We start from the raw sequence: 21268 nt of genomic DNA, 5'->3' as shown, positions 1-21268 counted from the left end.
CATCCACTGCCCTGATGACATATCGCTCGGCCCTTTCGGCAAAAACGCATGGGCGCCTGAACAAGCGCACGCGCCTCAAGGAGCCGGAACGGCAATCGCTTGCGTCATACCTATCCAACAGGCCCTGACATGACCTCAAGCCAGACAAGCGCGGCAGAACGCGTGCGCCGTACAGCAGGCTGGCGACCGAAACCGGGCCTGCGCAGCGCCATGATCGCTCTCTTCGCCACGTTGATGGTTGCCGATACCGCTCACGCAAACGACCGGCAGGACCTCATCGCTGCGCTGAAGGGCGCAAAGGGCGGCGAGGTCATCTCGCTTCCCGACGGCGACTACGGCGATCTGACCATTGATCGTGCGTTCCCCGCGACCGTCTCGCTACGAGCGTCGAGCCCGGGCGGTGCTGTCTTCGGAACTTTCACGGTCTCCGGCGGGAACCTGATCATCGACGGCGTTACGGTGACCGAAAGGCTCGTGATCAAGGACGCCGACAAGGTCCGGATAGTCAACTCGAGGCTCAAAGCCTGGTCCGAGGCTCTATTCAGCAGCAACATAGAGCTGCAGGGGAACGACATTCCCGCGACCCTGAACTTCGATACCGTGGATACGTTCGACATTTCCGGCAACGTCATTGGACGCGTGCCGGGTGGCATCAACGACGACCTCATCCGGATCATCGGCGCGTCCTCGCAAGGCACGATCCAGAACAACTCGCTCGAGGATGCGGCTCCGCAAAGATACCCGGATGGCACCTATACCCACGCTGACGGCATCCAGTTCATCAACCGTGGCGCCGACTGGCCGCATGACATCGTGATCCGGGGCAACCTGATCTACGACGATCCGTCGACCGGCGACCGTGAGCTCTGGATGCAACCGCTCGCCATTGGCGGAAACAACATCCTTATCGAGGAAAACTTGGTGATGGGCGGCACGCCCAACACGATCATTGTCGCCAACACCTCGGGCGGCGTGAAGGTCCTGAACAACACCGTGCTGCCCTGGCCGAAAGGTGACGGCGGGACCATTCGCATCAACTCGACCACGAGCGGCGTTGTTGTCGACGGAAACGTAACTGCCGGGATCATTAACCAGGGCAACGCCACGGTCGGCGACAATTACGTCTATTCGACCCGGGCAAGCGCTCCGAACCATTTCGCCAAGCTCTTCGCGGGCAACGGCAGGGCCTGGCAGGATTACGTTCCGACGGCCGGCTCGCCGGTGGCGCTCGGCACCCGCTACGGGGCGCAGAAGCGCTTGCGCGAGCTGCTGGACCGGTAGCGGAGCGGATCAGCCCCGCGTGCCGGCCCGGTCGGTGCGCAGGAGCTGTGCGAACATCCAGCCCATCCGCACCAGACGGATCCGCGCGAGCGTCCCCACTGCGCGCAGCTTTTCCTCAGAATTGGCACCGGGCGCCGACAGAACACGCGGCGCATGGGCCAATATGCTGAGCGGCATGATCAAGCCGCGCACCGCCCAGGCCAGCTTGGCCCGCGGCCCGGTGCCGTTCAGCGCGAAGCTCTCTTCCGTCAGACGCTTCCACTTTTTGCGAAGCGCGGCCCAGTCGCCGCGCGACGGGTGACCGACGCGGAGGCTCTCGGCGTAGACGATCGAGAACCCCTTGTCGCGTGCACGGTGACACCAGTCAAAGTCCTCGGAGAGCCCGTGCTCGAACGGTCCCACCGCGTCGAAGACAGCGCGGGTGGTCAGCAGGTTCGCAGTGACCGAAAAGCCCTTCTGCTCCACGTAGGTGCGGTTATCAAAGGCGAAGATCGCCTCGAAGAGCTGCGGCCCGGTGCGCGGCGGCGGCGTCTCGTCGAAGACGCTGACCGCCCCGCCGACGAGATCGCCACGGTCGGCCACGGCCAGCGCCGTGTCGAGCCAGTCGGGGGCCGGCAGGCAGTCGGCGTCGATGAAGAACAGCCGCGGCGCCGCGGAAAGCGCCACCCCGCGGTTGCGCGCGTTGGCGGCACCGGGCAGCGGCTCGTGCGCCAGCCGGAACGGCGCCGGCACTGCGGGCGGCTGGCGCGAACCGTTGTCGATGACGATCCCCTCGACCTCGGGCCGCATCTGCGGGGCCAGCGCCTCGAGGCAGCGGGCCAGCCGCGCCCCGTCGTTGAAATGGGGAATGATGATTGCGGCGGTGTAGGTCATCGCCCTTTCCTCGCCCATCGGGTCGACCAGCTCAGCGCCACCCGCAGCATCTGTGCCGCCCCGCGCGACGACGGGACGTCGCGCATCGCTTCGGCGAAGTAGCGCATAGCGTTCCGATGATCGCCGAGCGCGAGGTATTGGCTTCCGAGGACGTAGTTCTGACGGCTCCGCGCCGCGGTGTTGTGCGCGAAATCTTCGGCATATTGATCAAGCATGCGGACCCGGAAAGCGGTGTCCCGCGCCATGTGCGACGAGACGCTGTCCGGAGTTCGGTAGATCATCACCAAGGGCTCGGGCACGAAGGCGAACGGCGTCGCACGGGCCAGTCGCAGCGCGAGATCCCAATCCTCGTTGATCCGCAGGGTATCGTCGAACACCCCGGTCTCGGTCAGCAGGCTGCGCTCGATCAGCAGCGTCTGCGGCGTCGTCGGATTGATCATCAGCGTGTCGGCGAAGATGTCGCCCTTCGGCGCTCCGCGCGCCCCTTCGCGCGGAATGTAGTAGCTATGCTCCTTCGAATAATAGACCGCGCCGCTGTAACAGGCGCGGCAATCCGCGCTTGCCTGCAGCACCTTGAGCTGGGTCTCCAACTTCTCGGGGAACCAGCGGTCGTCGCTGTCCTGGAACGCCAGGTAGCGCCCACGGGCGAGCCCGATGCCGACGTTCCGGGTGCCCGCCGCGCCAAGGTTCTGCGCGTTGCGCACCGTCCGGAAACGGGGATCGTGGGAGTATCGCGCGAGCGTGTCGGGCGTGTCGTCCGTGGACGCATCGTCGACGGCGATCAACTCGATATCGCGGTACGTCTGCCCGAGCACGCTGTCGATGGCGCGCGTCACGAGGCTGCTGCGGTTGTGCACTGGCAAAACGACAGAAACTGTCGGTACTTCACTCAACGTAGGGTCTCCGGATCCGCGATTCTCAGTCGGCGCGCTCATAATACGCGTGTTCTCCCGCATTCGAGATCCAGCGCCGCTCGAACCCCATGTCGCGCAGCTTGGCCTCCATGCCGGCGATGGCCTCCTCGCCGACCACACCAGGGTGCAGCTCCATCGCAACCTTGCGGATCGTGGACGGCGCGAGGTGCTGGATGACGTCGATCTCGCCGCCCTCGATATCCATGATGAGGAAGCTCGGCCGGATCTCGGCTACCGTCCGGTTGAGCTCGATGCAGGGCGTGCGAACTTCGCGCGCACCGGCCATCGGGGTCGTCGAGGCGGCCCAAAACAGTTCGGGGACGTGCAGCGTCGCCTCGCCATCATGGTCGGTCAGGAACCCGATGGAGAGGTGCGGGGCCCCGGCATTGAGCGCGTAGTTGGCCCGGATCACCGGCTCCATCAGCGGGTTGGCCTCGAAGCTGTGAACGCTCTCAACGCCGACCGTCTGCGCGCAGAGCATACCGATGTAGCCGATGCCGGCGCCAAGCTCGATGACCACATCCTCGGGCTCGAGGAACATGCGCACCATGCGCGCCTCGCGCCCCTCATAGTCACCGCGCAGGATCAGGTCGACGACTTCCTGTCCCAGCTTGGCGGCATCGGCGTGCAGCCGGACACCGTTGAGGGTCACCACGCCATCGCGGGCGGTAATGCGGTTTCTGAGGAGGCTGAAGGCCCGGTATTGGTTGTAGATCGTACGCCGCAGGGGAACGGGAAGGCTTCGTGCAAGCTGATCGCGAAGTGCCATTGTCTCTAGTCTCCAATGGGGGGCACCCGTCCGGTCGACCGGAGCGGTGCTGCATGGTTGGTGGGACTCGCCGGCTGCGATGCGGCGGAGGACTGGGTCCGGTTCACGGGAGGTGCTCCTGCGAGCACCCTCGAATTTCCGCGCGACGCGAAGCGGGTATATTGGACACGCGAGCCCGTATCGGCCTCCTCCGTCTCCGGCACTGTCGTTTCCACCGCAGCGGGCGCGTCCCGCACCCAAAGCGCGCAGCCCAGCAGATAGAACAACAGGACATAGCTGGCATTCCACATGTGAACCGTGAAGGTCGACACCGAGAGTGAGGCCAATGTAATACAGAACGCCGTCTGGCAGGCCCGCACGCGCTCGTCCTCTTGGCGGACGCGCCCGACCACGATCAGCGCTGCAAGCGCCGCAGCGAGGATGAGGGCAGCGGAGGGGTAGCCGTTGCGAAAGGCCACCGCGAGCCAGAAGTTGTCGATGCTGGTGGTGACCACGTGTGACGGCGGGTGCCATTCGTATCCGAGTCCGGCTCCGAAGAAGGGGAACTTCTTGATTTCCTCGACCGCGGCTTCGTTCACCAGGAGGCGGGTCCAGGCGGTGCCCGGATTCATCGCGAGGAACGAGATCGAAATCTGCGCCATCGAACGGTTCGATGCCAGTTCAAGCACCGTGTAGAGGATGCCCCCGCTCCAGAGCAGCGCGGCCCACCGCCCCCGCCACGCTCGCATAATGCGGTCGTAGGCGAAGAGCCCCGCCTGAAGCGCGACGCAGACCAGCGCAGCGGAGGACAGCGACTGGAAAGCCGCGAGGCCGACCAGCGCCCCGGCGACGAACGCCGGCCGGGTGCCCGAGCGCAGGCGCCACGTGTAGAGCGCGAACGAGAATCCGCCCGCAGAGAAGAGGCCGTAAAGGATCGGATGATCGAAGACCACCTGCGCGCGGTCGAGCCCGAAGCGTTGCTCGTGCGGGACGTTCGGGAGCACCTTCAGGAACTTGCCGAGCACGGTCAGGATGATGGGGTCCCGCGTGACGTTCTCGTAAAGCGCAAATGGGATGGTCAGGATGATGCAGAGCACGAACACCCGGGCGCAGCGGATGAAATCCTCGGAGGTGCGGATGAAGGCCCGCGCGAGGCAGTAGGGCCCCAGCGTCTCGACGATGTGGATGCCGATGGTGGCGACCGATGCCCCGGTCACGGCGAAGGACAAGGCCACGTAGAAGGTGAATGCCGTGACGAGAATGTCGACGCTGCAGATCCGTATGGACGGGTTGCGGAAGATCTGGACGACGGTCGGGAAGAAAGTCGCCAGCAGAACGACACGATAAAAGGACAGCCGCAGCGGGCCGACCTGGATAACCAGCGGAACCAGAAGCGCCACGATAAAGAGCGCGACCATCCCCACGCCGAGGGTGCTCGTGCTCTCCGGAATCACCCGGATCGTGTTGGCGCTTGCGGTGCCTGGCAGTGCGGCAGCCTTGGCCATGGGCTCAGACCGCTTTGGCCGTCACTGGTGACGTGGCGATCTCTCTTGGCCAGCCATCGCGCCACTCGCCGCGCCGTGACCAGACCTCGCGCCAAGTGCGAGCGGATTCGCGACGCCCGAGTAGGGTGGAATAGACGGCACGGCTCAGCGGCCAGAGCGACAGCAGAAGGCGGCCGACCGGATGCGCAAGCCCGGTCATGTGGACGTCGAGCAGCGAGATCTTGCCGCGCATCAGCCGTACGAGCTTGTCGGCGCGCACCTTCTCAGAGGCGCCCTTGTAGTGAACGATCTCGACCCCGGGCGTCATCAGCGGCCGTGCGCCGTACGCCCGTGCGCGCAGGCAGAGGTCCGCCTCTTCGCCGTACATGCGGAAACAGAGATCGAAGCCACCGAGCTCTTCCCAGAAGCTGCGCCGGATGAGCAGCAGGCAACCGGTGACGATATCGACCTCGCGCTCGGTGTCGCGCGGCCAGCCGCCGTAGCCCTCGGGGTTGAAGATCGCGCTGTCACGGAAGATCGAGTTGAGCCCCAACACCTGCGAAGTGAGCCCCCAGAGCGTCATCCGCCGCCAGCAGTTGGTCACGTTGAGCGATCGGTCGCCGTAGAGCGTCCGCCCACCCCAGATCCGCGCGGAGGGGCGGCGTTCGGCAAAGCTCACGAGCTTGTCGAGCGCCCCGTCGAGGACCACCGTGTCGGGATTGAGAAGAAGGAGGTATTCGCCTCGGGCGCGCTGCGCGGCGATGTTGTTGGCCTTTGCAAAGCCGTGATTCTCGGTCTCGGCCATGAGCACGAAGGTCGGGAATTCTGCGGCGATGGCTTCGGCGGATCCGTCATTCGAATCGTTGTCGACGACGATCACTTCATAAGGAATCCGTGTCTCTGCAACTATCGAGCGAAGACACTCCAGTGTCATCTCACGTGTATTGTAGCTGACCACGACAATTGAAAGCACCGGATCGGAACTGGTAATATTCAGCATCAGAAAACGCTTCCCAAAAAGGAGTTGGCGTTGATAATATCAATAGCTGAACCATGCCCGGGTTGCCGGAACATTGCAAGCATTGACCTGCATGCGCCGTCAGGCAAGGTTGGAATACAAGATATTTTTAGCTTTTGATTTCGAGAAGCGAGCGGCACGCTGACACGTCTTCTTACACTTCTGCCGATGGCCGCCGATGGCGTTGGCCCCAGCCAGACCTGCGCCTCCCTGCTTTCGGCGATGGCGCGCGGCGGTCTGTCCGGACCGCTTTTCGTGAACCGTGCCCGCGCGAAACGCCCGGGCGTGAGCTACCAGACCGCCTTGCCGGGATTTCTGGCATCCCTCCCCTACAAATACGTCGAGGCAACCGCGACTCGACGGTCCGAACTCTGCTTCCGCAGGACGCTTCGCGAAGGCGACATCGCCTATCTCTGGCCCCACGCGAGCCTGCAGGCCTACCACTGGGCCAAGAGCCTCGGGGTGCCGATCGTAGGAGAGGGAATCAACTCCCGCATGGCCTCGGCCCGGACGATTCTCGACGAGGCCTATGACGCCGAGGGGCTCTCCCCGGGGCATGGCATTACTGACGCAAGAATCGCCGAGGAAGAAGAGAAGCTGGCGATGACGGACATCTTCTTTGCGCCCAGCCCCGGCGTGGAGAGCGCACTTGTCGGTTCGCAGCTACCCGAATCGGCGCTGTTGTCGACCAGCTACGGCGTCGATCTCGACCGGGCGCCCGCGCCCAGCCTGTCTCCTGTGCGACGGAACCGCCCCGTGTTCCTCTTCGTCGGCTGGGGCAGCGTTCGCAAGGGCCTGCACCTGCTGCTTCGCGGTTGGGTCGAAGCCGGGATCGACGCGGAGCTCTGGATCGCGGGCCAGCTCGAGCCCGCGCTGCAGGAACGCTTCGCGCCCCACCTCGAACGCGACGACGTGCGCACGCTCGGTTTCGTCCGGGACGTCGATGCGCTCTATTCTCAGGCAGACGCCTTCGTTCTGCCTTCGCTTGAGGAAGGCGATCCGCTGGTGACCTACGAGGCCGCGGCGCGCGGGCTGCCGATCATCGCGACGACGATGGGCGGCGGACGGCTTGGGGATGCCGGCCACGTGCGCATCGTCGATCCCTTGGATCCCGGAAGCATCGCCACGGCGCTGCGCGACTTCGCCCTCGATCCCGAGACGCGCGCGCAATGGGCGGCTCGCTCGACCAAGGGCGTGCGCGCCTTCGACTGGTCGGACGTCGGCCTGCGGCGCGCCCACATGCTGGCTGAACGGCTTGGCCTGGAATTGGGCGAATACGCCTCCTGATTCCGCGTCAGCGAAAAGCAAACCCGACCTGGCCTGGGCCAGATCGGGCAGCGGAATTCAGAACATGGAAGATGTCAGACTGACAGAGCCGGCTTCTGACGTTTGCCCCAGTAGAACAGTCCACCGAGAGCCAGCGCCAAGACCGGAAGCAGCGGCGGGACCGGGGTCGGCGCGGGAGCATCAAGCGGAACGAGGTTCTCGGCGACCAGGTAAACGTCGCTCGTGACCGTCTTGCCGAACGAGAAGGCCGATCCTTTCTCGAGCCATACGCCGATGTCGGACCCCTGATCGAAGCTCACCGTCTGGTAGGCATCGATCCAGGCCACGGTGCCGCCGGAAACGATACCGAGGAAGGACCAGAAAAGACCGCCCCCCTTCGTGGAGGACGCCTGCTCATCGGGCGCCGAGAAGAACAGGTCGAGCGTGACGTTGTAGATACCCCCGAAGACCGCGGCCGGCGCCGCCATCGTCCATTGGATGAGGTTGGACAGGGCGACCACATCGCCATTGCCCGAGAAGTTCACGTCGACCTCGCCGGACTGCGAGAAGCTGCCCGCGACACCGCAGTTCGAGGCACAGCTCGCCGTGGTGACGGAGATCTCCGACTGATCAAGGTCGATGGTGAAGGTGGGATAGGTTTCTGCAGCGACGTGCTGCGGGACACTGGTGAAAACGGCAAGAACCAAGGCCGCCATTAGGCTGGGAATATATCGCGGTATGACCATGTCTATGCTTCACCCAATATAAAAATTTGTTCCAATAGTTTGCCCGATCTGAGGGAAATCTCAAGGTCGCAAACGTGTCTACGGATCAAGCTCCCGAAATATATTAAGTATATTTCCGGAGACCGTACAACGACTGACTACCCGGCCGGCAAATGTCAACAGTAGGATGTGATGGCAGAATTTACTCTACCTATGCGGTTCCGGCGCGCCGGGTTTCGCTGCAGCTTCGGCACGAAGATTCGCCTCGGTCAGCCGCTTGCGAAGGTAGAGCAACACGTAGGCAGACCCGAAGGACGCAAGGGTAGAGGCCACCGCCCAGAGCAGCGATGTCGCCAGTCCGGATCCCGAATGCAGCGCAATCGCCAGGACGATCCAGAACACTGGGCTCGACACGGCGAGTGCCAGAAGCAACACCGGAGTTTGCGTTTGGAAATCAGTCTGCCCGTCCTGCGACACTGATACCTCGTCAGATACATATACGAGGTATCAATGTAGCATCGAAATGTTCATTTCAAGCATTCGCTGCCGCAACTCCCATACGGAATGAGATGTGCGGATTTCTTACACGGAGTCCCGGCGAATTGTCGGGCACAGCCCGAACGTATCGACAGCCCTATTCCGCCGCCTTGCTCAGCGCATCGGGACCGAGGACGAATGGCTCGGTATCGATGAAGAGCCCGTCGTCGAGCACTTCGACGACATGCTCGAGCTCGACCGTCGGGCTGTCCGACATGGCAGCATAGACCAGCGACAGTTCGCAGAGCTTGTTGGTGACGCGCGGGACGCCGTGCGACTCGCTGTAGATGCGTGCCACCGCCGCAGCGCTGAACTCGTCGCCCTTGCCGCCGACGTGGCGCAGGCGGTGCTGTATATACTGTGTCGTGCCCTCGTGATCGAGCGGCTTGAGATGGTAGAAGATCGACACCCGCTGCGCGAACTGGCGCAGGTTTGGCGAGCGCAGCAGGCCCTTGAGCTCGGGCTGCCCCACCAGCACCAGCTGCAGAAGCTCGTCCTTGCCCGAGTTCACGTTGGTGAGCATCCGCAGCTCTTCGAGCCGCCGCGCCCCGAGGTTCTGGGCCTCGTCGATGATCAGCAGAACCCGGCGCCCCTCCGAATATTCGCGGACCACGAAGTCCTGGAAGGCGTGGAACATTGCGACCGGATCCGCGCGGTCGGGAGCGTCCAGCCCGAAGGCTGCGAGCACCCAGCGCAGCAGGTCCCCGCGATCGGCCTGCGCATTCGACATCAGCCCGACGGTGAGGTCCGCGGTGATCGACCCGAGCAGACGCCTCAGGAGCGTGGTCTTGCCGGCGCCGACCTCGCCCGTCAGGACGGTGATCGGCGCGCCGGTCACGACGCCATATTCGAGAACGGTGTAGGCCTTGCGGTGCAGCGCAGACCAGTACAGGAACTCAGGGTCCGGCGTCAGCGCGAATGGCGTCTCCCGAAAGCCGAAGTGTGAGTTGAAAAGCTCGCTTGCCACGTGTCGCCCATGAAATTGTGTAAAATGAAAATCGGAATCAGACGCAAGGCGCCGCTCATGACAAAGGATGAGGCGTCCGGTGCGGCCTGTCTAGGGCCGGAGCATGGATCGGGCAACGAATCATTGAAAATGTCTATCCCATGGCGTGAAATGATGTTGCCCAGACCGCATGTGATCAATTAATTACAGGTTGAGCGCTTCGGTCGCTGGTATTTTTTCGAGGATCCCTTGCTGCTGCCGTGGTGAGGGTTATTGGTTACACGCGGGCCGCACGTTTTTGTCTCAGCGGTTCGTCAGATTTCATGGTTGCGGACAGGCAAGGGTCGGATGACCCGGGTTGGACTCCGCGCAGTTACTTTTACCTAAGCCGCCATTTTTGGGGGATTTGAAATGATTTTTAAGATTGCAGGTATCATCCTATGAAAAGCTATGTCGAAGAGGATGACCACGGGAGAACCTCCCAAGCACTTGATTTCGAACATTCCTATGTCTTCGCCGGTGACATCAACTGGTACCGCGGCCTGTTCAAGCGCGCGCTCGACGTGATGTGCGTCATCTTCATGCTGCCCACTGCCCTTTCCGTGATAGCGCTCTTCGCGGCGCTGGTTGCGATCGACGGCGGCAACCCGTTCTACAGCCAGATCCGCGTCGGCCAGGGTGGCCGCCTGTTCCGGATGTGGAAGCTGCGCAGCATGGTGCATGGCGCCGACGCGATGCTCGAGGACCATCTTGCTGCCAATCCCGACGCCCGCAAGGAATGGGACGCGACGCAGAAGCTGAAGAACGACCCGCGCGTCACCGCCATCGGCAAGATCATCCGCAAGACCTCGGTCGACGAACTGCCGCAGCTCTGGAACGTGCTTCGCGGGGACATGTCGCTGGTCGGGCCGCGCCCGATGATGCCCTCGCAGGAAGAGCTCTACCCGGGCCGCGCCTATTACCGGCTGCGCCCCGGCATCACCGGCCCGTGGCAGATTTCCGAACGCCACCTCAGCGACTTCGTCGAGCGCGCGCGCTTCGACAGTGCCTACGACCGGGAACTGTCCCTCGGGACGGACGTCCACATCCTGCGCCGGACCATCACCGTGGTTTTCCGCGCAACCGGCGTCTGAACGCCGGAATTGACGTCAGAGAGCGTGTCGTCCCGGTGACAGGATCCGGCGTAACGGCACGCTTCTGCATTTTCTCCAGTATTTTCCGTGCATATACGCTGCAATCATGGAATCAATTTTCCGTACGCGACACGAGGAAGGTCGGTTCGATGCAGGTTCTGTTCAAATACTTTTTCGCGCTGATGCTCTGCCTGGTTTCCGGCACCGCGATGGCGCAATCGGAATACCGGGTGCGCGCCGGCGATACGCTGCAGGTCGAGGTTCTCGAAGATCCCTCGCTCAACCGCAGCGTCGTGGTGCTTCCCGACGGGCGCTTCTCGTTCCCCTTCGCCGGATCGCTGCCCGCGGCCGGGCGCACGGCGGATCAGATCCGCACCTCGGTGACCCAGGCCATCGCCGGCAACTTCGCGGCCACGCCCAACGTCTTCATCGGTGTCCAGCCCGCCCCGCGCGAGCCCGCAGCGCCGAGGGAGCCCGCCCCCAAGCCGGTCATCTCGGTCTACATCATGGGTGAGGTGGGCAGCAGCGGCATGATCGAGGTCAAGCCGGGCACAACCTTCCTGCAGGCGCTGTCGCAGGCCGGCGGGCTGACGCCCTTCGCCGCGACCAAGCGGCTCCAGCTGCGCCGGACCGATCCTGTGACCCGTGCGCAGAAAGTCTACCGCGTCAACTACCGCGCGATCATGGACGGGGCTGCTCTCAACCGTGACATCTCGCTGATCGAGGGGGACGTGATCGTGGTGCCGGAGCGCCGCCTGTTCGAGTAAGGGCACGCCCATGCACAACGGTTTCAAGATACCGGCCGCAGCGATCCTCGCCGCTGCAGCCGGTCTGACCACATACAGCGCCATGGCACAGGAAGCAGGCGGCATCACCGCTTCCGCCACAACGGGCATCGGCATCATCTCGGACGACGACGGAACGCGCGCGCGCGGCGATCTGGCGTTCTCCCTCGGCTCTGTAACCCGCACGCAGGGGTTCGAGCTTGGTATCAGTACGGGGCTCGAGTACCCGGACGCCGACGACGAGTTCGAGCTGGCCGATCCCGAACTGCGCTTCTCCTATCGCCGCACCGGCAAGAACGCCGAGTTCGAGGCCTTCGCCAGCTTCCTGCGGCAGGAGATCGGCACGCTGGTACTCGACGAAACGCCGGACTCGATCGAACTTCGCAACGACACCGGCTACCGCAACGACACCCGCCTCGGCGCGCGGCTCACATTCGGGAAGGAAGCCCCGTTCGGAGGGGACTTCGGTCTCGGGGTCCGGCGTGTGAACTACACCGACCTTACCGATGACTCGCTCAACGACTACGTCAGCCGCGATTCAGACCTGACGCTGCGTTTCACCGTCGATCCCCGACTGGACCTGCGCCTCACCGCCCGTGTCGAGGACACCGAATCCGAGGGAACCGGTACCGACCGCACCACCACCACCTTCGGCACCGGCGCCGACCTGCGGATTTCAGAAAGCCTGCGGGCGTCGCTCGACCTCAACTACGTGGAGATCGAGGAAAGCGCCGACGGCGGCCCCACAAGCACTGACCGCGGCCCGACGTTCGCTCTGGCAATCCTGCGCGACCTGCCGAATGGCGAGGCGCGCTTCGATCTCAGCAGTATCTTGACGGATGATGGCACCCGGGTCGAGGTCCGCGCCGGGCGCAGTCATGAGCTCCGGCTCGGTGAATTCGACTGGTCGGCTGGCCTGTCGCGCGGCGGCGACGGAGACGTCGACGGGCTTCTGCAGGTCGGCTACGGGCGCGAGTCGCGCAATGGCAGCCTCGAAGCGGGCTACCAGCGGAGCGTGAACACCAGCATCTTTGGTGAGGAGACGCTCGTCGATCAGGTCAGCGTTGGCTACAGCTACGCCCTGTCGGACGTCACCAACTTCCAGACCGGGCTGGCCTACCGCAACTACGACTACTTCACCGAAGGCTCAGAGAGCGTGCGCAAGCTCGAACTCGACATGTCCCTGACCCGGCAGCTCACCAGCGACATCGACATGGTCGCGAGCTTCTCGCACGAGCGGAGCCGCACCGGCGACGAAGACGCAGAGAGCGAGAACACCATCTATCTGGGCGTGCAGCGGGCGCTGTCATGGCGCCCGTGACACCACTTTCTGACTGACAATCCCAGGGGTGCGGGCGGGCGCCATGCCCTTGCCGCCAGACGCGATGAACTGGCCGATCCCATCCACCAGCGCGGCATGACGGCTGCCCGTGCTGCCGTCGGCCGACTTCAGCGCCCCTCCGTCGAGCAGCTTCGGCAGGTCCTCGATTTCCCACGCCACATGCAGGCCGGACAGGCCGACCAGTGCCTGTGCAGTCGCAAGCTGGTGATCGTTGCGATGCTCACCCAGCGCATGGCGACGCGGCACGATCACCAGCGGCCGCTTGTAGCGGCGGGCGGACAGGATCGTCCCGACCCCGGCATGAGCGACCACGACACGGGCGCGGCGGAAGATATCGACAAACTCGTCCGGCGGCAGCATATGGCGGACGTCGAGGTTCGGCAGGTCTGCATCGTCGCCGCCCACCTGCGCGATGACCTGCTCGTCATGTTTGGCCGCGTAGTCGTTCATGGCGCGGGCAAGGCGCGGGAAGGCGAGCTGGGTACCGACGGTCAGGAAGATCATAGTATCGCTCCGAAATAGTCCGCGCCCTCCGCCTCCGCGACATGCGGCCACTGGCTGAGCCAGAGATCGGCGACCCGGCGCGCGTGTTTGCCGGACATGGACATCTCCTCGGCGTTGGCGATCGAATCTACCCAGATGGTCTGGGCCCGCATCACCTTCGCCAGCGTGAGGGCGACGAGCCCCGGAAGCGCCCCGGTCGAAATCACGACATCGGGACGGTAGGTCAGCAGCCGCGCGCCGATGGTCAGCACCATCCACGGCATCCGCAGCACATCGTTGCGGTTGCAGTCGGGCACGATGATGGACGGTGCCGCGTCGAATTCCTGCGGCAGGCCCTTGAGCGTCGTCGCGAAGAGCACGTCACAGCCCTCGAAGGCAGGGCGCAGCTCCATCAGCTGTTGCCAGTGCCCGCCAGCCGAGGCGATGGCGAGCACCCGGGTGGGACGGGTCCGCGCCGCGGGTTTCGCCGGGCGCTCCGGACGCGGCTCGGCGTGCTTTCCGCGCGAGGAGAAGGCGAGGCTCAGCATTGCCCCTGCCCCATCGCTGCGGTGGTCCGAATGACAAGGCGGCATGCAGTGCCGCGAGCTGTGAAAATCCGTGCCATCAATGTCCTGTGCCCCTCTCAAAATTCGTCAAAAAAACTGTTTCTGGTCTCAAAACGGAATGAACCCCGGCATCTGCGGCAGTGCCTGCCGCATCAGGTCCCGAACCCGCGCCTCGGCCGCCAGGAGGCCGCCGGCGCTATCATCGATGGGCGTGGTGAAGCGCAGAAGCGCCCCGTCGCTGCGCCCGTGCAGCACCTCGTCCGCAAGCACACCCAGCTTGACGGCAAGGTCGTTGGCAACGCGGCGACCGCGCTGCTCGAACCAGTAGTAGACGAGCTGGCGGTCGGTGCCCTTGGTCACCACCGCGCGGTTGGCCTCGAAATGGCCATAGCCCGCGGCGCTCATGTCGAGCTCGCGAATGCCGATCTCGGACACTTCCCAGCCGTTGGCAGGCAGGCAGATCTCGGGCGAGTGAATCGCGGCCCCCCGCGTCTGGTTGTGATAGAAGGCCGAGAAGATCTGCACCGGGGCCATGCTCCCCGGTTCGAAATAAGTGGTGTTGAGGTAGTCATCCGCCGCCACGACCTGCGCGACCGCCGGATCGAGCGCGCCCCGCACGCCCGGCCAGGCACCGACGCGCTGCGGGAAGCGGTCGAACGTCATCCTCCCCGAAGCCTCGGGCTGGCTGCTGCCCAGTACCAGGATCAGAACCCCGGCCGCCAGCGCGACAACCGAGAGCACGCCAATCGCCCGGGCGGGTGGCACGTGCAGCACGCGGCCCAGCACCTCGCCGGTGCCCGAAATGTCGAGATCCAGCATCGGGCCGCGCTGCGTACCCCGGCCAAAAAAGGCCCGCAACAGCAGCATCACCCCCACCAGCACGGCGATGGCGGCGAGCAGGATCGCCCAGCCCTCGAAGGCGTGCAGGAAGCCCTCGGCCGCGCTCACCCCGTAGTGCTCGACGACCAGCGCAGTGATCGCGATGCGAAGCGCGTTCATCGCCACGGCGAGCGGCGCGGCCAGCAGCACCAGCGCCACGCGGCGCCAGGCCGGCTCTCGGCTGATGGTGGCGAAGAGCACGGCGAAGGCCACGATGGGGAACAGGTATTGCAGCCCCGAGCATGCCTCGGCCACCTGCAGCCGGTAGACGCCGAGGTCGATGATGTTGCCGTCGAGATAGACCGACATGCCCATCGCAGAGATCATCCATGCCGCGAGCTCCGAGGCCAGCGCCTGCAGCTGCGTCGTCACCTTCCAGTACAGCACCTGCGGCAGCGGCAGGGCCAGCAGCAGCAGCGCCACCGAGAGCCACAGCCGCCGGGCCCGGGCCCAGCCCAGGCTCACGACCAGAACCCCCGCCATCCACGGGATCAGCCCATAGGCCGAGACATCGCCGATCCGCCCGAGCGTGCCGACCAGCCCCCCGGCGATGCCGAGCAGCGCCAGCAGCACCCCCGGCCAGATCACCAAGGCAGGATGGCGACGCAGCGCGCGGGGCTCGTCGCGCAGGGTGCGCAGCCCGATCCAGAGCGCCATCGCGACCACGATGGGCCCGTGCGAATAGACCGGCGTCATCCAGTTCGCGACCAGCTCGCCCAGCCCCAGCGCGAACACCGGCGCGGCGCAGGCCAGCACCAGCAGCCAGAGCCCGGCCACGCGCAGCTCGGCCCCGCGATCAGCGGCGAGCGCCGGGTATGTGTCCCCGACGCTCAATTCGCCGCCTTCGTGCCGTCGGCAGGCATCGCGTCGAGCGCCGCGCGGGCGCGCGCCGCAAGCGGATCGTTGTCGTTGACTGCAAGCCGGATCACCGCCTCGTAGTGCTGGCGTGCCTCGTCACCGCGGTCGGTGGCGGCAAGCGCCTCGGCGGCGTGGAACTGGACCTTCGGGTTGTCCCGAAGCTGCAGCGCGGCCGCGGTCAGCGCCTCGGCGGCGGGGGCGAAGGCGTTGCGGCGGAACTCGATCCAGCCATAGGTGTCAAGAAAATGCGGCACCGGGCTGCCGGCCAGCGGCGCGGCGATCTCGGCCGCCCGCGCGAGGCTCCCGCTGTCCTCGCGCGCCGTCGACAGCAGCGTGGCGAGGTTGTTGCGAACCGGTGCGCTGCTCGGATGATCGGCCAGCAGCGCCTCGTAGACCTCGATGGCACCATCGTGGTCGCCGCGAGCCTCGCGGTTCAGCGCCAGCTCCCAGCGCAGCAGGGCGGCGCCGGGATTGGCGGCGAGCCCGGCGTCGATCACGTCGGCGGCGGCAACCAGATCGTCCTGCCGCTGTCGCACGCGGAGCAGGTCGATCCAGAGGGGTTCGTTGTTCGGCGTGTCCTGCAACAGGTCCTGAAGGATCGCCGCGGCCTCGTCGAACTTCTGCTCGGTCATCGCCAGCGTGGCGCCGGCGGCGCGAAGGTTCCGGTCTTCGGGAAAGCGCGAAAGACCAAGCTCCAGCACCCGGCGGGCACGGTCCGGATGACCGGAGGACAGGTTCGCGCGGGTGATCGCGGCATAGCTGGCGGCGCTGTCGCGCCCCTCGGACCAGCGCTGGTCGAGGTAGCCGATGGCAACCTCGATGTCTTCCTGCGCGACCTGCCGGTCGAAGCGGATGCGCTCGGCCACCAGCAGCGCCTCCCCGCTGCCGATCTGGCGCAGCCGGTCCTCGATCGAGGCGGCGCGCTCCCATTGCGCGGTGAGGCGGTACTGCTCGCCCAGCGTCGTCAGCAGCCCGAGATCCTCGGGGAAGCGTTCCAGCGAGGCGTTGAGCACGTCGATGGCCGCGCTCTCGCTGCCCGCGTCTGCCAGCAGCAGCGCGTAGCGCAGCGCGGCGTCGGGCGCGCGGCCCGAGGCGTCGAAGGCCTCGGACTGGAGCTGCCGCGCCATCACCGCGTCGCCCGAGGCGGCATAGGCCCGGGACAGAAGCGACAGCGTCTGCGGCTGCTGCGAGTTCACCGACTGCGCCGCCACGAGGTGCCGCAGCGCGGGCTCCGGCTGGCCGCGGTCGAGCAGATAGATCGCCAGCAGCTGGTTGGCCTCGAGATGCAGAGGCGTATCCGCGAGCAGTGCGCGCAGGGTCTCTTCCGCACCGGCGCGGTCGCCGGCCTTGTCGCGCATCTGGGCGATCAGCAGCAGCGCGCCGGCGGGCGCCTCGCCACGGTCGCGGGCCGCCTGCGCGACCTCTTGCGCCTCGGCCAGCGCCGCGTCCTGCTGGCCGGCGTCGAAGTGGATGGCGGCGCGCAGAAGACGGTAGTCGTCCGGCGCGCCCTCTTCGGCGATCAGTTGCTCGAGCTCGGCCAGCGCCGCCTCGGTACCGCGATGCTGGGCAAGGAAGCGGACCACCGCGAGCCTCGCCTCGACCGTCTCCGCATCGGGGCGGTCGCGGGTGACGGCTTCGGCGGCGTCGATGTCGCCGGTCTCGAGATACCAGTCGGCGAGCATGGTCCGCAGCCCGGCGTTGGCGGGATAGAGCGCGATCATCTGGCGGATGTGGCCGGCGATCTCGTCCTGCCGCCCGAGCCGGTGCAGAAGCTGCGTCTTCACCGAGAGCAGCCGCAGGTCGCCGGGCGCCTGCGCGAGGGCCACGTTCATTTCCTGCATCGCCTTCTCGGGCACGCCCTGCCGGACGAAACCGTCGATCAGCGCGTAGTGCATCGGCAGCAGCGCGACGGCCTCGGGGCTGCGCAGCGCAAGCAGGTCCGCGTGGGCCGCGGCAATCCGCTCGGCGTCGCCGGTCTCGGAGGCATCGGCATAGGCCAGCACCGCCAGCCGCACCGCCACACCCGCATCATCGGGCGCCAGCGCCGCGGCGCGGTCGGTATAGCCGCGCGCATCCGCCCATTCGAGCCGCTCCATTGCCAGCTCCGAGAGCTCCAGAAGGGCCGCGAGGTGGTTCGGCTCCTGCTCCACCACGCGCCGGAACTGGGCATAGGCCGCGTCGCGCTCGCCCGAGGAACTGAGCAGCTCGGCGAGGCCCAGGCGGGCGGGCAGGTTGTTGGGCTGAAGCTTCAGTGCGTTGAGATATTCGAGCCGCGCCCGGGCGGGATCGCCCTCGGCGAGATAGGTGCCGGCACGCTCCAGGTGGCGGGCGGCGGTGGTCGCGTCATCCTTGCAGGCGGAGACGGCGGTCACGGCGAGAACGAGGCAGGCAGTCTTGAGCGAAACGGGAAGGGAGGGCGCAACAGCGCGAATCGAGAATCGACGAGGGGCAAAACCACTAAACATCAAAATCCCTTCCGGAGGGGCGTATCTGAAACATCACGCATGCGAGCCGCACTCGGAGATGCGACCCTAAATCAAAGGGTTGGCCGCTCCGGTCAGGGCACGGCCGAGAACATAAAATCGGTCATTGACCAAGCGCCCTCCGGGAAAAAACACGCCGGACATGAATAACGGCTGCCCGGCACGGCAGAGGTCGCCAAGCCAATGATTGCGTTCCCGCGCCAGCCGAGTCAATGGTCTTGTCCCCGCGCGACGGGTGTCCGGGGTCCCTGAGAGGGCCCTGCCGGAACCCGCGCCATGTGCGGAAGGATTGGGCGTCAGGACGCCCGTCCGGGCTCGAATTCCGCCACGAGCTGATGCGCCTCGCCCGGGTAGACGAGCCGCACGCAGGTCACCCAGTCGGGCTCGGACCGGGTCTTGCGCAGGATCAGCAGGCAGGCCGCGCCGACGGGCAGACCGAGATGCCGCGCCTCCGCCCCTTCGACACCGATGGCGCGCAGCGTGTTGCGCGCGGCGGTCCAGGGCTTGGTCTGGGTCAGCCACGTCCCGGGCGGCGTCGCGTCGAAGGCCATGTCGCGGGCAGCAGGCACCGCCGCGAGGTTGATCGCGCGGGTCTCGAGGCAGAACGGTGCCCCCTGCGCGCTGTGCAGCCCCTGCAGGAACAGCACATCGCCGGTGCCCGCGTCCGCCGGCATGTCGAGCAAGGCGCGCTCCGCCGCGCCCAGCCGCGTGATCTCGCGCCGCAGCAGGGTCCAGTCGTGGGTCAGTCCGAGCGCCGCGACCTCGGCGCCGATGTCGTTGATCTCCATCACCGCCGACTGCGCACGCGGCTGCGCCACGAAGGTGCCGCCGCGCCGCCGCCGCACGAGATAGCCCTCCTGCGCGAGCTGGGTCAGCACCTTGTTCATGGTCATGCGCGAGACGCCGTGCGCCTCGGCAAGGTCGATCTCCTTGTCGAGCTGGTGCCCCGGCGCCCAGCGCCCGTCAAGGATGCGCCTCCGGAGATCCTCGAGGATCCGCGCGTGATGCGTTGCCTGCGGCCGTGCCGATGTCATGCCTTCCCGTTCCCCGCCTCGTCGCGGCGCCGGTTGTCCCGACAGGCCGCAGGAATATGAATAGACAAATCGGCCGCCGGACCCAAGGCCCGCGGCAAGCGCTTGAATTGCGGACGACGGCGAGGCCGCACTGCTGCTGCTGACCAAGGGCGTGCATGCCACGCTCGGCTCGGACGCCTCGCTCGAGCTGCTGCGCATCGGCGCACTGCCCAACGTCTGCGGCCTGACCCTGCCCGCCATCGTCGAGGATTTCCGGCCGGTCTGTCCGCAGACCACCGTGCGCGTGGTGGCGGCGATCAACGCCGACCTGCTCGCCCGGCTGCGGCAGGGCGCGCTTGACCTCGTCATCGGGCGGCTGGCGGATTCCGCCACCATGCACCGGCTGAGCTTCCAGCACCTCTCTGACGAATCCCTATCGTCTTCGCGGTCGGCCGAGACCACCCGCCGCGACCGGCGCCGCGGGCTATGACCTGCAGGTGTCGCCTGGGCAGGCGCTGACCCGCTCGGCCATGAAGGTCGGCGCCGGGCAGCTCGACCTCGCGGTGGTGCCGCCGCCCGCCTATAGCGCGATGAAGCGCGGCGTGGGCCCCTTCGAACAGGCCGCCGACCAGGCCAAGGCGCTCTCGGGCAACCTGGGCACGCTCTTCACCTTTCCCGGCGGCTCGTTTCATCCCATCGTCTGGGCCGACATCGGCATCGAGAGCTGGGAGGATCTGAAGAGCAAGCGCATCGACGTGGGCCCGCCAGCCGGTGCCGCCGCGCAGGGCCGCGAGGCCTCGGGCGGTTTCGACGCCGGCACCGATTACGAAGGCATCCGCTTGCCGTGGGAGGCCTCCAGTCAGGCCCTCCAGGACGGCCAGTTCGACATGTTCATCATGTCCGCCGCGGTCGAGCAGCAATCGGTGCAGGAGCTGAGCCTCCAGCGCGAGATCCGGGTGCCGGGCGTGCCGGACGAGGTCGTCGCGCGCAACTACGAAGAGCAGGGCATCGCCATCCCGGACCGGCTGAAGGCCGATTGATCCCGTCGTCCCGGCCCCCTCGGGCGGGCCGGGACCCATCCGCAGCTTTTGCGCTCGGCCCTCAACGAGCCCGGAGGAGAATTCGTGACACGTTCAGTTTCCGGCGGGGTGAAGGCCCTGCAATGGACAGGCCTTGCGGTGGGACTGGTCATCGCGCTGGCCGGCCTCGCCAACGTCCTGCCCCCGTATGGCGTCCTGCCGCGCATCGGGCCCTTCGGGCTCGACCGGTTCCGGCTGCTGTTCTACTGGCTCTGTTTCCTCAGTTTCCTGATCTGGGACGCGCTGCGGCAGGCCCGCGAGGGCAGGCTCACCGTCTTCCACGTGGCGGCCTTTGCCGTGGCGCTGGGGCTGATGAGCTGGATCTGCTACAACCACTACGTGATCGCCAAGGTCCTGACGGACAGCTTCATGTTCTCCAGCGCCCGCGAGGCATGGCTGGCGGGCATCGCCGCAATGCTCTCGATCATCGCCTGCTGGCGGCTCTGGGGCACCCCCATCGCGATCCTCGGTGCCGTGATCTTTCTATACCTCGCCACCGGGCCCGACCTCTACCTCACTACCGGGCCCGACTGGCCGGGCGTGTTCCAGACCCTCGTCGGCGACATGAACGAATTCATCGCCCAGAACGTCCGGTACGACGCGAGCCAGGGCATTCTCGGCAACATCATGGGCATCGTGCTGTCGACGGTGCCGCCGTTCATCATCCTCGGCGCCGTGCTCGAGGGGTGTGGCGCGGGCAGCTCGATGTTCCGCATCTCGTTCCACCTGGATGCGCCGCTTTCGGGGCGGTCCGGTCTATGCGAAGATCTCGGCCTCGGCGCTCTTCGGCACCGTCTCGGGCAGCGCCGTGGCCAACGTGGTCGGCACCGGTGTCAGCACCATCCCGATGATCCG

General features: G+C 66.0%; 20 protein-coding genes and 1 pseudogene. 8 read left to right on the top strand and 13 right to left on the bottom strand.

What is annotated here, in order from left to right:
- The first annotated feature begins 129 nt into the window (after positions 1-129).
- Positions 130-1281 (top strand): right-handed parallel beta-helix repeat-containing protein, encoded by a 1152-nt coding sequence (locus tag BLQ77_RS08450; RefSeq protein ID WP_110476887.1) that lies wholly within the window; start codon positions 130-132, stop codon positions 1279-1281.
- 9 nt (positions 1282-1290) lie between these two features.
- Here BLQ77_RS08450 and BLQ77_RS08445 read toward each other — a convergent pair whose 3' ends face one another.
- From BLQ77_RS08445 to BLQ77_RS08430, 5 genes are read right to left on the bottom strand one after another with little or no spacing between them, the layout of a single operon-like run.
- The gene (locus tag BLQ77_RS08445; protein ID WP_089957870.1) at positions 1291-2154 is read right to left on the bottom strand and encodes a glycosyltransferase family 2 protein; all 864 of its coding nucleotides are present in this window, start codon (positions 2152-2154) and stop codon (positions 1291-1293) included.
- Positions 2151-3047, bottom strand: a complete 897-nt coding sequence (locus BLQ77_RS08440; protein ID WP_165617059.1) for a glycosyltransferase family 2 protein — start codon at positions 3045-3047, stop codon at positions 2151-2153. Before BLQ77_RS08440 ends, BLQ77_RS08445 begins: the two co-directional genes overlap by 4 nt.
- A gap of 25 nt (positions 3048-3072) precedes the next feature.
- Entirely contained in the window at positions 3073-3837 is a 765-nt protein-coding gene (locus BLQ77_RS28710; RefSeq protein ID WP_165617058.1) for an FkbM family methyltransferase, read from the bottom strand.
- Between the two features lie 5 nt (positions 3838-3842).
- Complete coding sequence (locus tag BLQ77_RS28705) at positions 3843-5321, bottom strand: O-antigen ligase family protein (RefSeq protein ID WP_165617057.1); 1479 nt, start codon at positions 5319-5321, stop codon at positions 3843-3845.
- Positions 5322-5325: 4 nt separating this feature from the next.
- Positions 5326-6300, bottom strand: coding sequence for a glycosyltransferase family 2 protein (locus BLQ77_RS08430; RefSeq protein WP_089957864.1), 975 nt, complete (start codon positions 6298-6300; stop codon positions 5326-5328).
- A 273-nt stretch (positions 6301-6573) separates the two neighbouring features.
- Here BLQ77_RS08430 and BLQ77_RS08425 point away from each other — a divergent pair, with 273 nt between their 5' ends.
- Positions 6574-7605, top strand: a complete 1032-nt coding sequence (locus BLQ77_RS08425; RefSeq protein ID WP_165617056.1) for a glycosyltransferase family 4 protein — start codon at positions 6574-6576, stop codon at positions 7603-7605.
- A 74-nt stretch (positions 7606-7679) separates the two neighbouring features.
- On the opposite strand, the gene BLQ77_RS08420 is transcribed toward BLQ77_RS08425, so the two are convergent.
- The 3 genes from BLQ77_RS08420 to BLQ77_RS08410 all read right to left on the bottom strand — a co-directional run bounded on the left by BLQ77_RS08420 (position 7680) and on the right by BLQ77_RS08410 (position 9813).
- Entirely contained in the window at positions 7680-8330 is a 651-nt protein-coding gene (locus BLQ77_RS08420) for a hypothetical protein (protein ID WP_131822001.1), read from the bottom strand.
- Positions 8331-8516: 186 nt separating this feature from the next.
- A complete protein-coding gene (locus BLQ77_RS08415; RefSeq protein ID WP_131822000.1) occupies positions 8517-8786 on the bottom strand; it encodes a hypothetical protein in 270 nt (89 codons plus the stop codon).
- A gap of 157 nt (positions 8787-8943) precedes the next feature.
- Complete coding sequence (locus BLQ77_RS08410) at positions 8944-9813, bottom strand: ExeA family protein (RefSeq protein WP_008887274.1); 870 nt, start codon at positions 9811-9813, stop codon at positions 8944-8946.
- Positions 9814-10232: 419 nt separating this feature from the next.
- On the opposite strand from BLQ77_RS08410, the gene BLQ77_RS08405 reads away from it, so the two are divergent.
- The 3 genes from BLQ77_RS08405 to BLQ77_RS08395 all read left to right on the top strand — a co-directional run bounded on the left by BLQ77_RS08405 (position 10233) and on the right by BLQ77_RS08395 (position 13031).
- The gene (locus BLQ77_RS08405) at positions 10233-10925 is read left to right on the top strand and encodes a sugar transferase (protein WP_089957851.1); all 693 of its coding nucleotides are present in this window, start codon (positions 10233-10235) and stop codon (positions 10923-10925) included.
- Between the two features lie 149 nt (positions 10926-11074).
- On the top strand, positions 11075-11692 hold the full coding sequence (locus BLQ77_RS08400) for a polysaccharide biosynthesis/export family protein (RefSeq protein WP_008886572.1): 618 nt from the start codon (positions 11075-11077) through the stop codon (positions 11690-11692).
- Between the two features lie 82 nt (positions 11693-11774).
- Positions 11775-13031, top strand: coding sequence for a hypothetical protein (locus tag BLQ77_RS08395; protein ID WP_131821999.1), 1257 nt, complete (start codon positions 11775-11777; stop codon positions 13029-13031).
- On the opposite strand, the gene BLQ77_RS08390 is transcribed toward BLQ77_RS08395, so the two are convergent.
- The 5 genes from BLQ77_RS08390 to hutC form a co-directional block, all read right to left on the bottom strand.
- Positions 13017-13556 (bottom strand): glycosyltransferase, encoded by a 540-nt coding sequence (locus tag BLQ77_RS08390; RefSeq protein WP_089957843.1) that lies wholly within the window; start codon positions 13554-13556, stop codon positions 13017-13019. The genes BLQ77_RS08395 and BLQ77_RS08390 overlap by 15 nt on opposite strands.
- On the bottom strand, positions 13553-14083 hold the full coding sequence (locus BLQ77_RS08385; RefSeq protein WP_089957840.1) for a glycosyltransferase family protein: 531 nt from the start codon (positions 14081-14083) through the stop codon (positions 13553-13555). Before BLQ77_RS08385 ends, BLQ77_RS08390 begins: the two co-directional genes overlap by 4 nt.
- A 126-nt stretch (positions 14084-14209) precedes the next feature.
- Entirely contained in the window at positions 14210-15814 is a 1605-nt protein-coding gene (gene xrtD / locus BLQ77_RS08380; protein ID WP_089957837.1) for a VPLPA-CTERM-specific exosortase XrtD, read from the bottom strand.
- Positions 15811-18210 carry a tetratricopeptide repeat protein gene (locus BLQ77_RS08375; RefSeq protein ID WP_165617055.1) on the bottom strand — a complete coding sequence of 800 codons (2400 nt, stop codon included), beginning with the start codon at positions 18208-18210 and terminating at the stop codon, positions 15811-15813. The genes xrtD and BLQ77_RS08375 overlap by 4 nt, the downstream gene beginning before the upstream one ends.
- Before the next feature lie 407 nt (positions 18211-18617).
- Positions 18618-19355, bottom strand: a complete 738-nt coding sequence (hutC, locus tag BLQ77_RS08370; RefSeq protein ID WP_165617054.1) for a histidine utilization transcriptional repressor HutC — start codon at positions 19353-19355, stop codon at positions 18618-18620.
- Positions 19356-19506: 151 nt separating this feature from the next.
- Between hutC and BLQ77_RS08365 the strand changes: the two genes are divergently transcribed.
- From BLQ77_RS08365 to BLQ77_RS29825, 3 genes and pseudogenes are all read left to right on the top strand, one after another.
- Positions 19507-19824: a LysR substrate-binding domain-containing protein gene (locus BLQ77_RS08365; protein WP_165617053.1), complete on the top strand. Its 318-nt coding sequence runs from the start codon at positions 19507-19509 to the stop codon at positions 19822-19824.
- 7 nt (positions 19825-19831) lie between these two features.
- Complete coding sequence (locus tag BLQ77_RS08360) at positions 19832-20374, top strand: TAXI family TRAP transporter solute-binding subunit (protein ID WP_207545826.1); 543 nt, start codon at positions 19832-19834, stop codon at positions 20372-20374.
- A gap of 769 nt (positions 20375-21143) precedes the next feature.
- Positions 21144-21242, top strand: a pseudogene (locus tag BLQ77_RS29825) (TRAP transporter large permease subunit); the annotation flags it as partial.
- Positions 21243-21268: the final 26 nt, after the last annotated feature.

The organism is Salipiger thiooxidans (genome assembly GCF_900102075.1).
Classification (GTDB): domain Bacteria; phylum Pseudomonadota; class Alphaproteobacteria; order Rhodobacterales; family Rhodobacteraceae; genus Salipiger; species Salipiger thiooxidans.
This window is presented reverse-complemented; position numbering and strand designations above follow the sequence as displayed.

Bases quoted from the DNA above. Each gene is read 5' to 3' on its own strand.
- BLQ77_RS08450 (WP_110476887.1), top strand. From the start codon at position 130: ATGACCTCAAGCCAGACAAGCGCGGCAGAACGCGTGCGCCGTACAGCA.
- BLQ77_RS08445 (WP_089957870.1), bottom strand. From the start codon at position 2,154: ATGACCTACACCGCCGCAATCATCATTCCCCATTTCAACGACGGGGCG.
- BLQ77_RS28710 (WP_165617058.1), bottom strand. From the start codon at position 3,837: ATGGCACTTCGCGATCAGCTTGCACGAAGCCTTCCCGTTCCCCTGCGG.
- BLQ77_RS28705 (WP_165617057.1), bottom strand. From the start codon at position 5,321: ATGGCCAAGGCTGCCGCACTGCCAGGCACCGCAAGCGCCAACACGATC.
- BLQ77_RS08430 (WP_089957864.1), bottom strand. From the start codon at position 6,300: ATGCTGAATATTACCAGTTCCGATCCGGTGCTTTCAATTGTCGTGGTC.
- BLQ77_RS08420 (WP_131822001.1), bottom strand. From the start codon at position 8,330: ATGGTCATACCGCGATATATTCCCAGCCTAATGGCGGCCTTGGTTCTT.
- BLQ77_RS08405 (WP_089957851.1), top strand. From the start codon at position 10,233: ATGAAAAGCTATGTCGAAGAGGATGACCACGGGAGAACCTCCCAAGCA.
- BLQ77_RS08400 (WP_008886572.1), top strand. From the start codon at position 11,075: ATGCAGGTTCTGTTCAAATACTTTTTCGCGCTGATGCTCTGCCTGGTT.
- BLQ77_RS08395 (WP_131821999.1), top strand. From the start codon at position 11,775: ATGGCACAGGAAGCAGGCGGCATCACCGCTTCCGCCACAACGGGCATC.
- BLQ77_RS08390 (WP_089957843.1), bottom strand. From the start codon at position 13,556: ATGATCTTCCTGACCGTCGGTACCCAGCTCGCCTTCCCGCGCCTTGCC.
- BLQ77_RS08385 (WP_089957840.1), bottom strand. From the start codon at position 14,083: ATGCTGAGCCTCGCCTTCTCCTCGCGCGGAAAGCACGCCGAGCCGCGT.
- hutC (WP_165617054.1), bottom strand. From the start codon at position 19,355: ATGACATCGGCACGGCCGCAGGCAACGCATCACGCGCGGATCCTCGAG.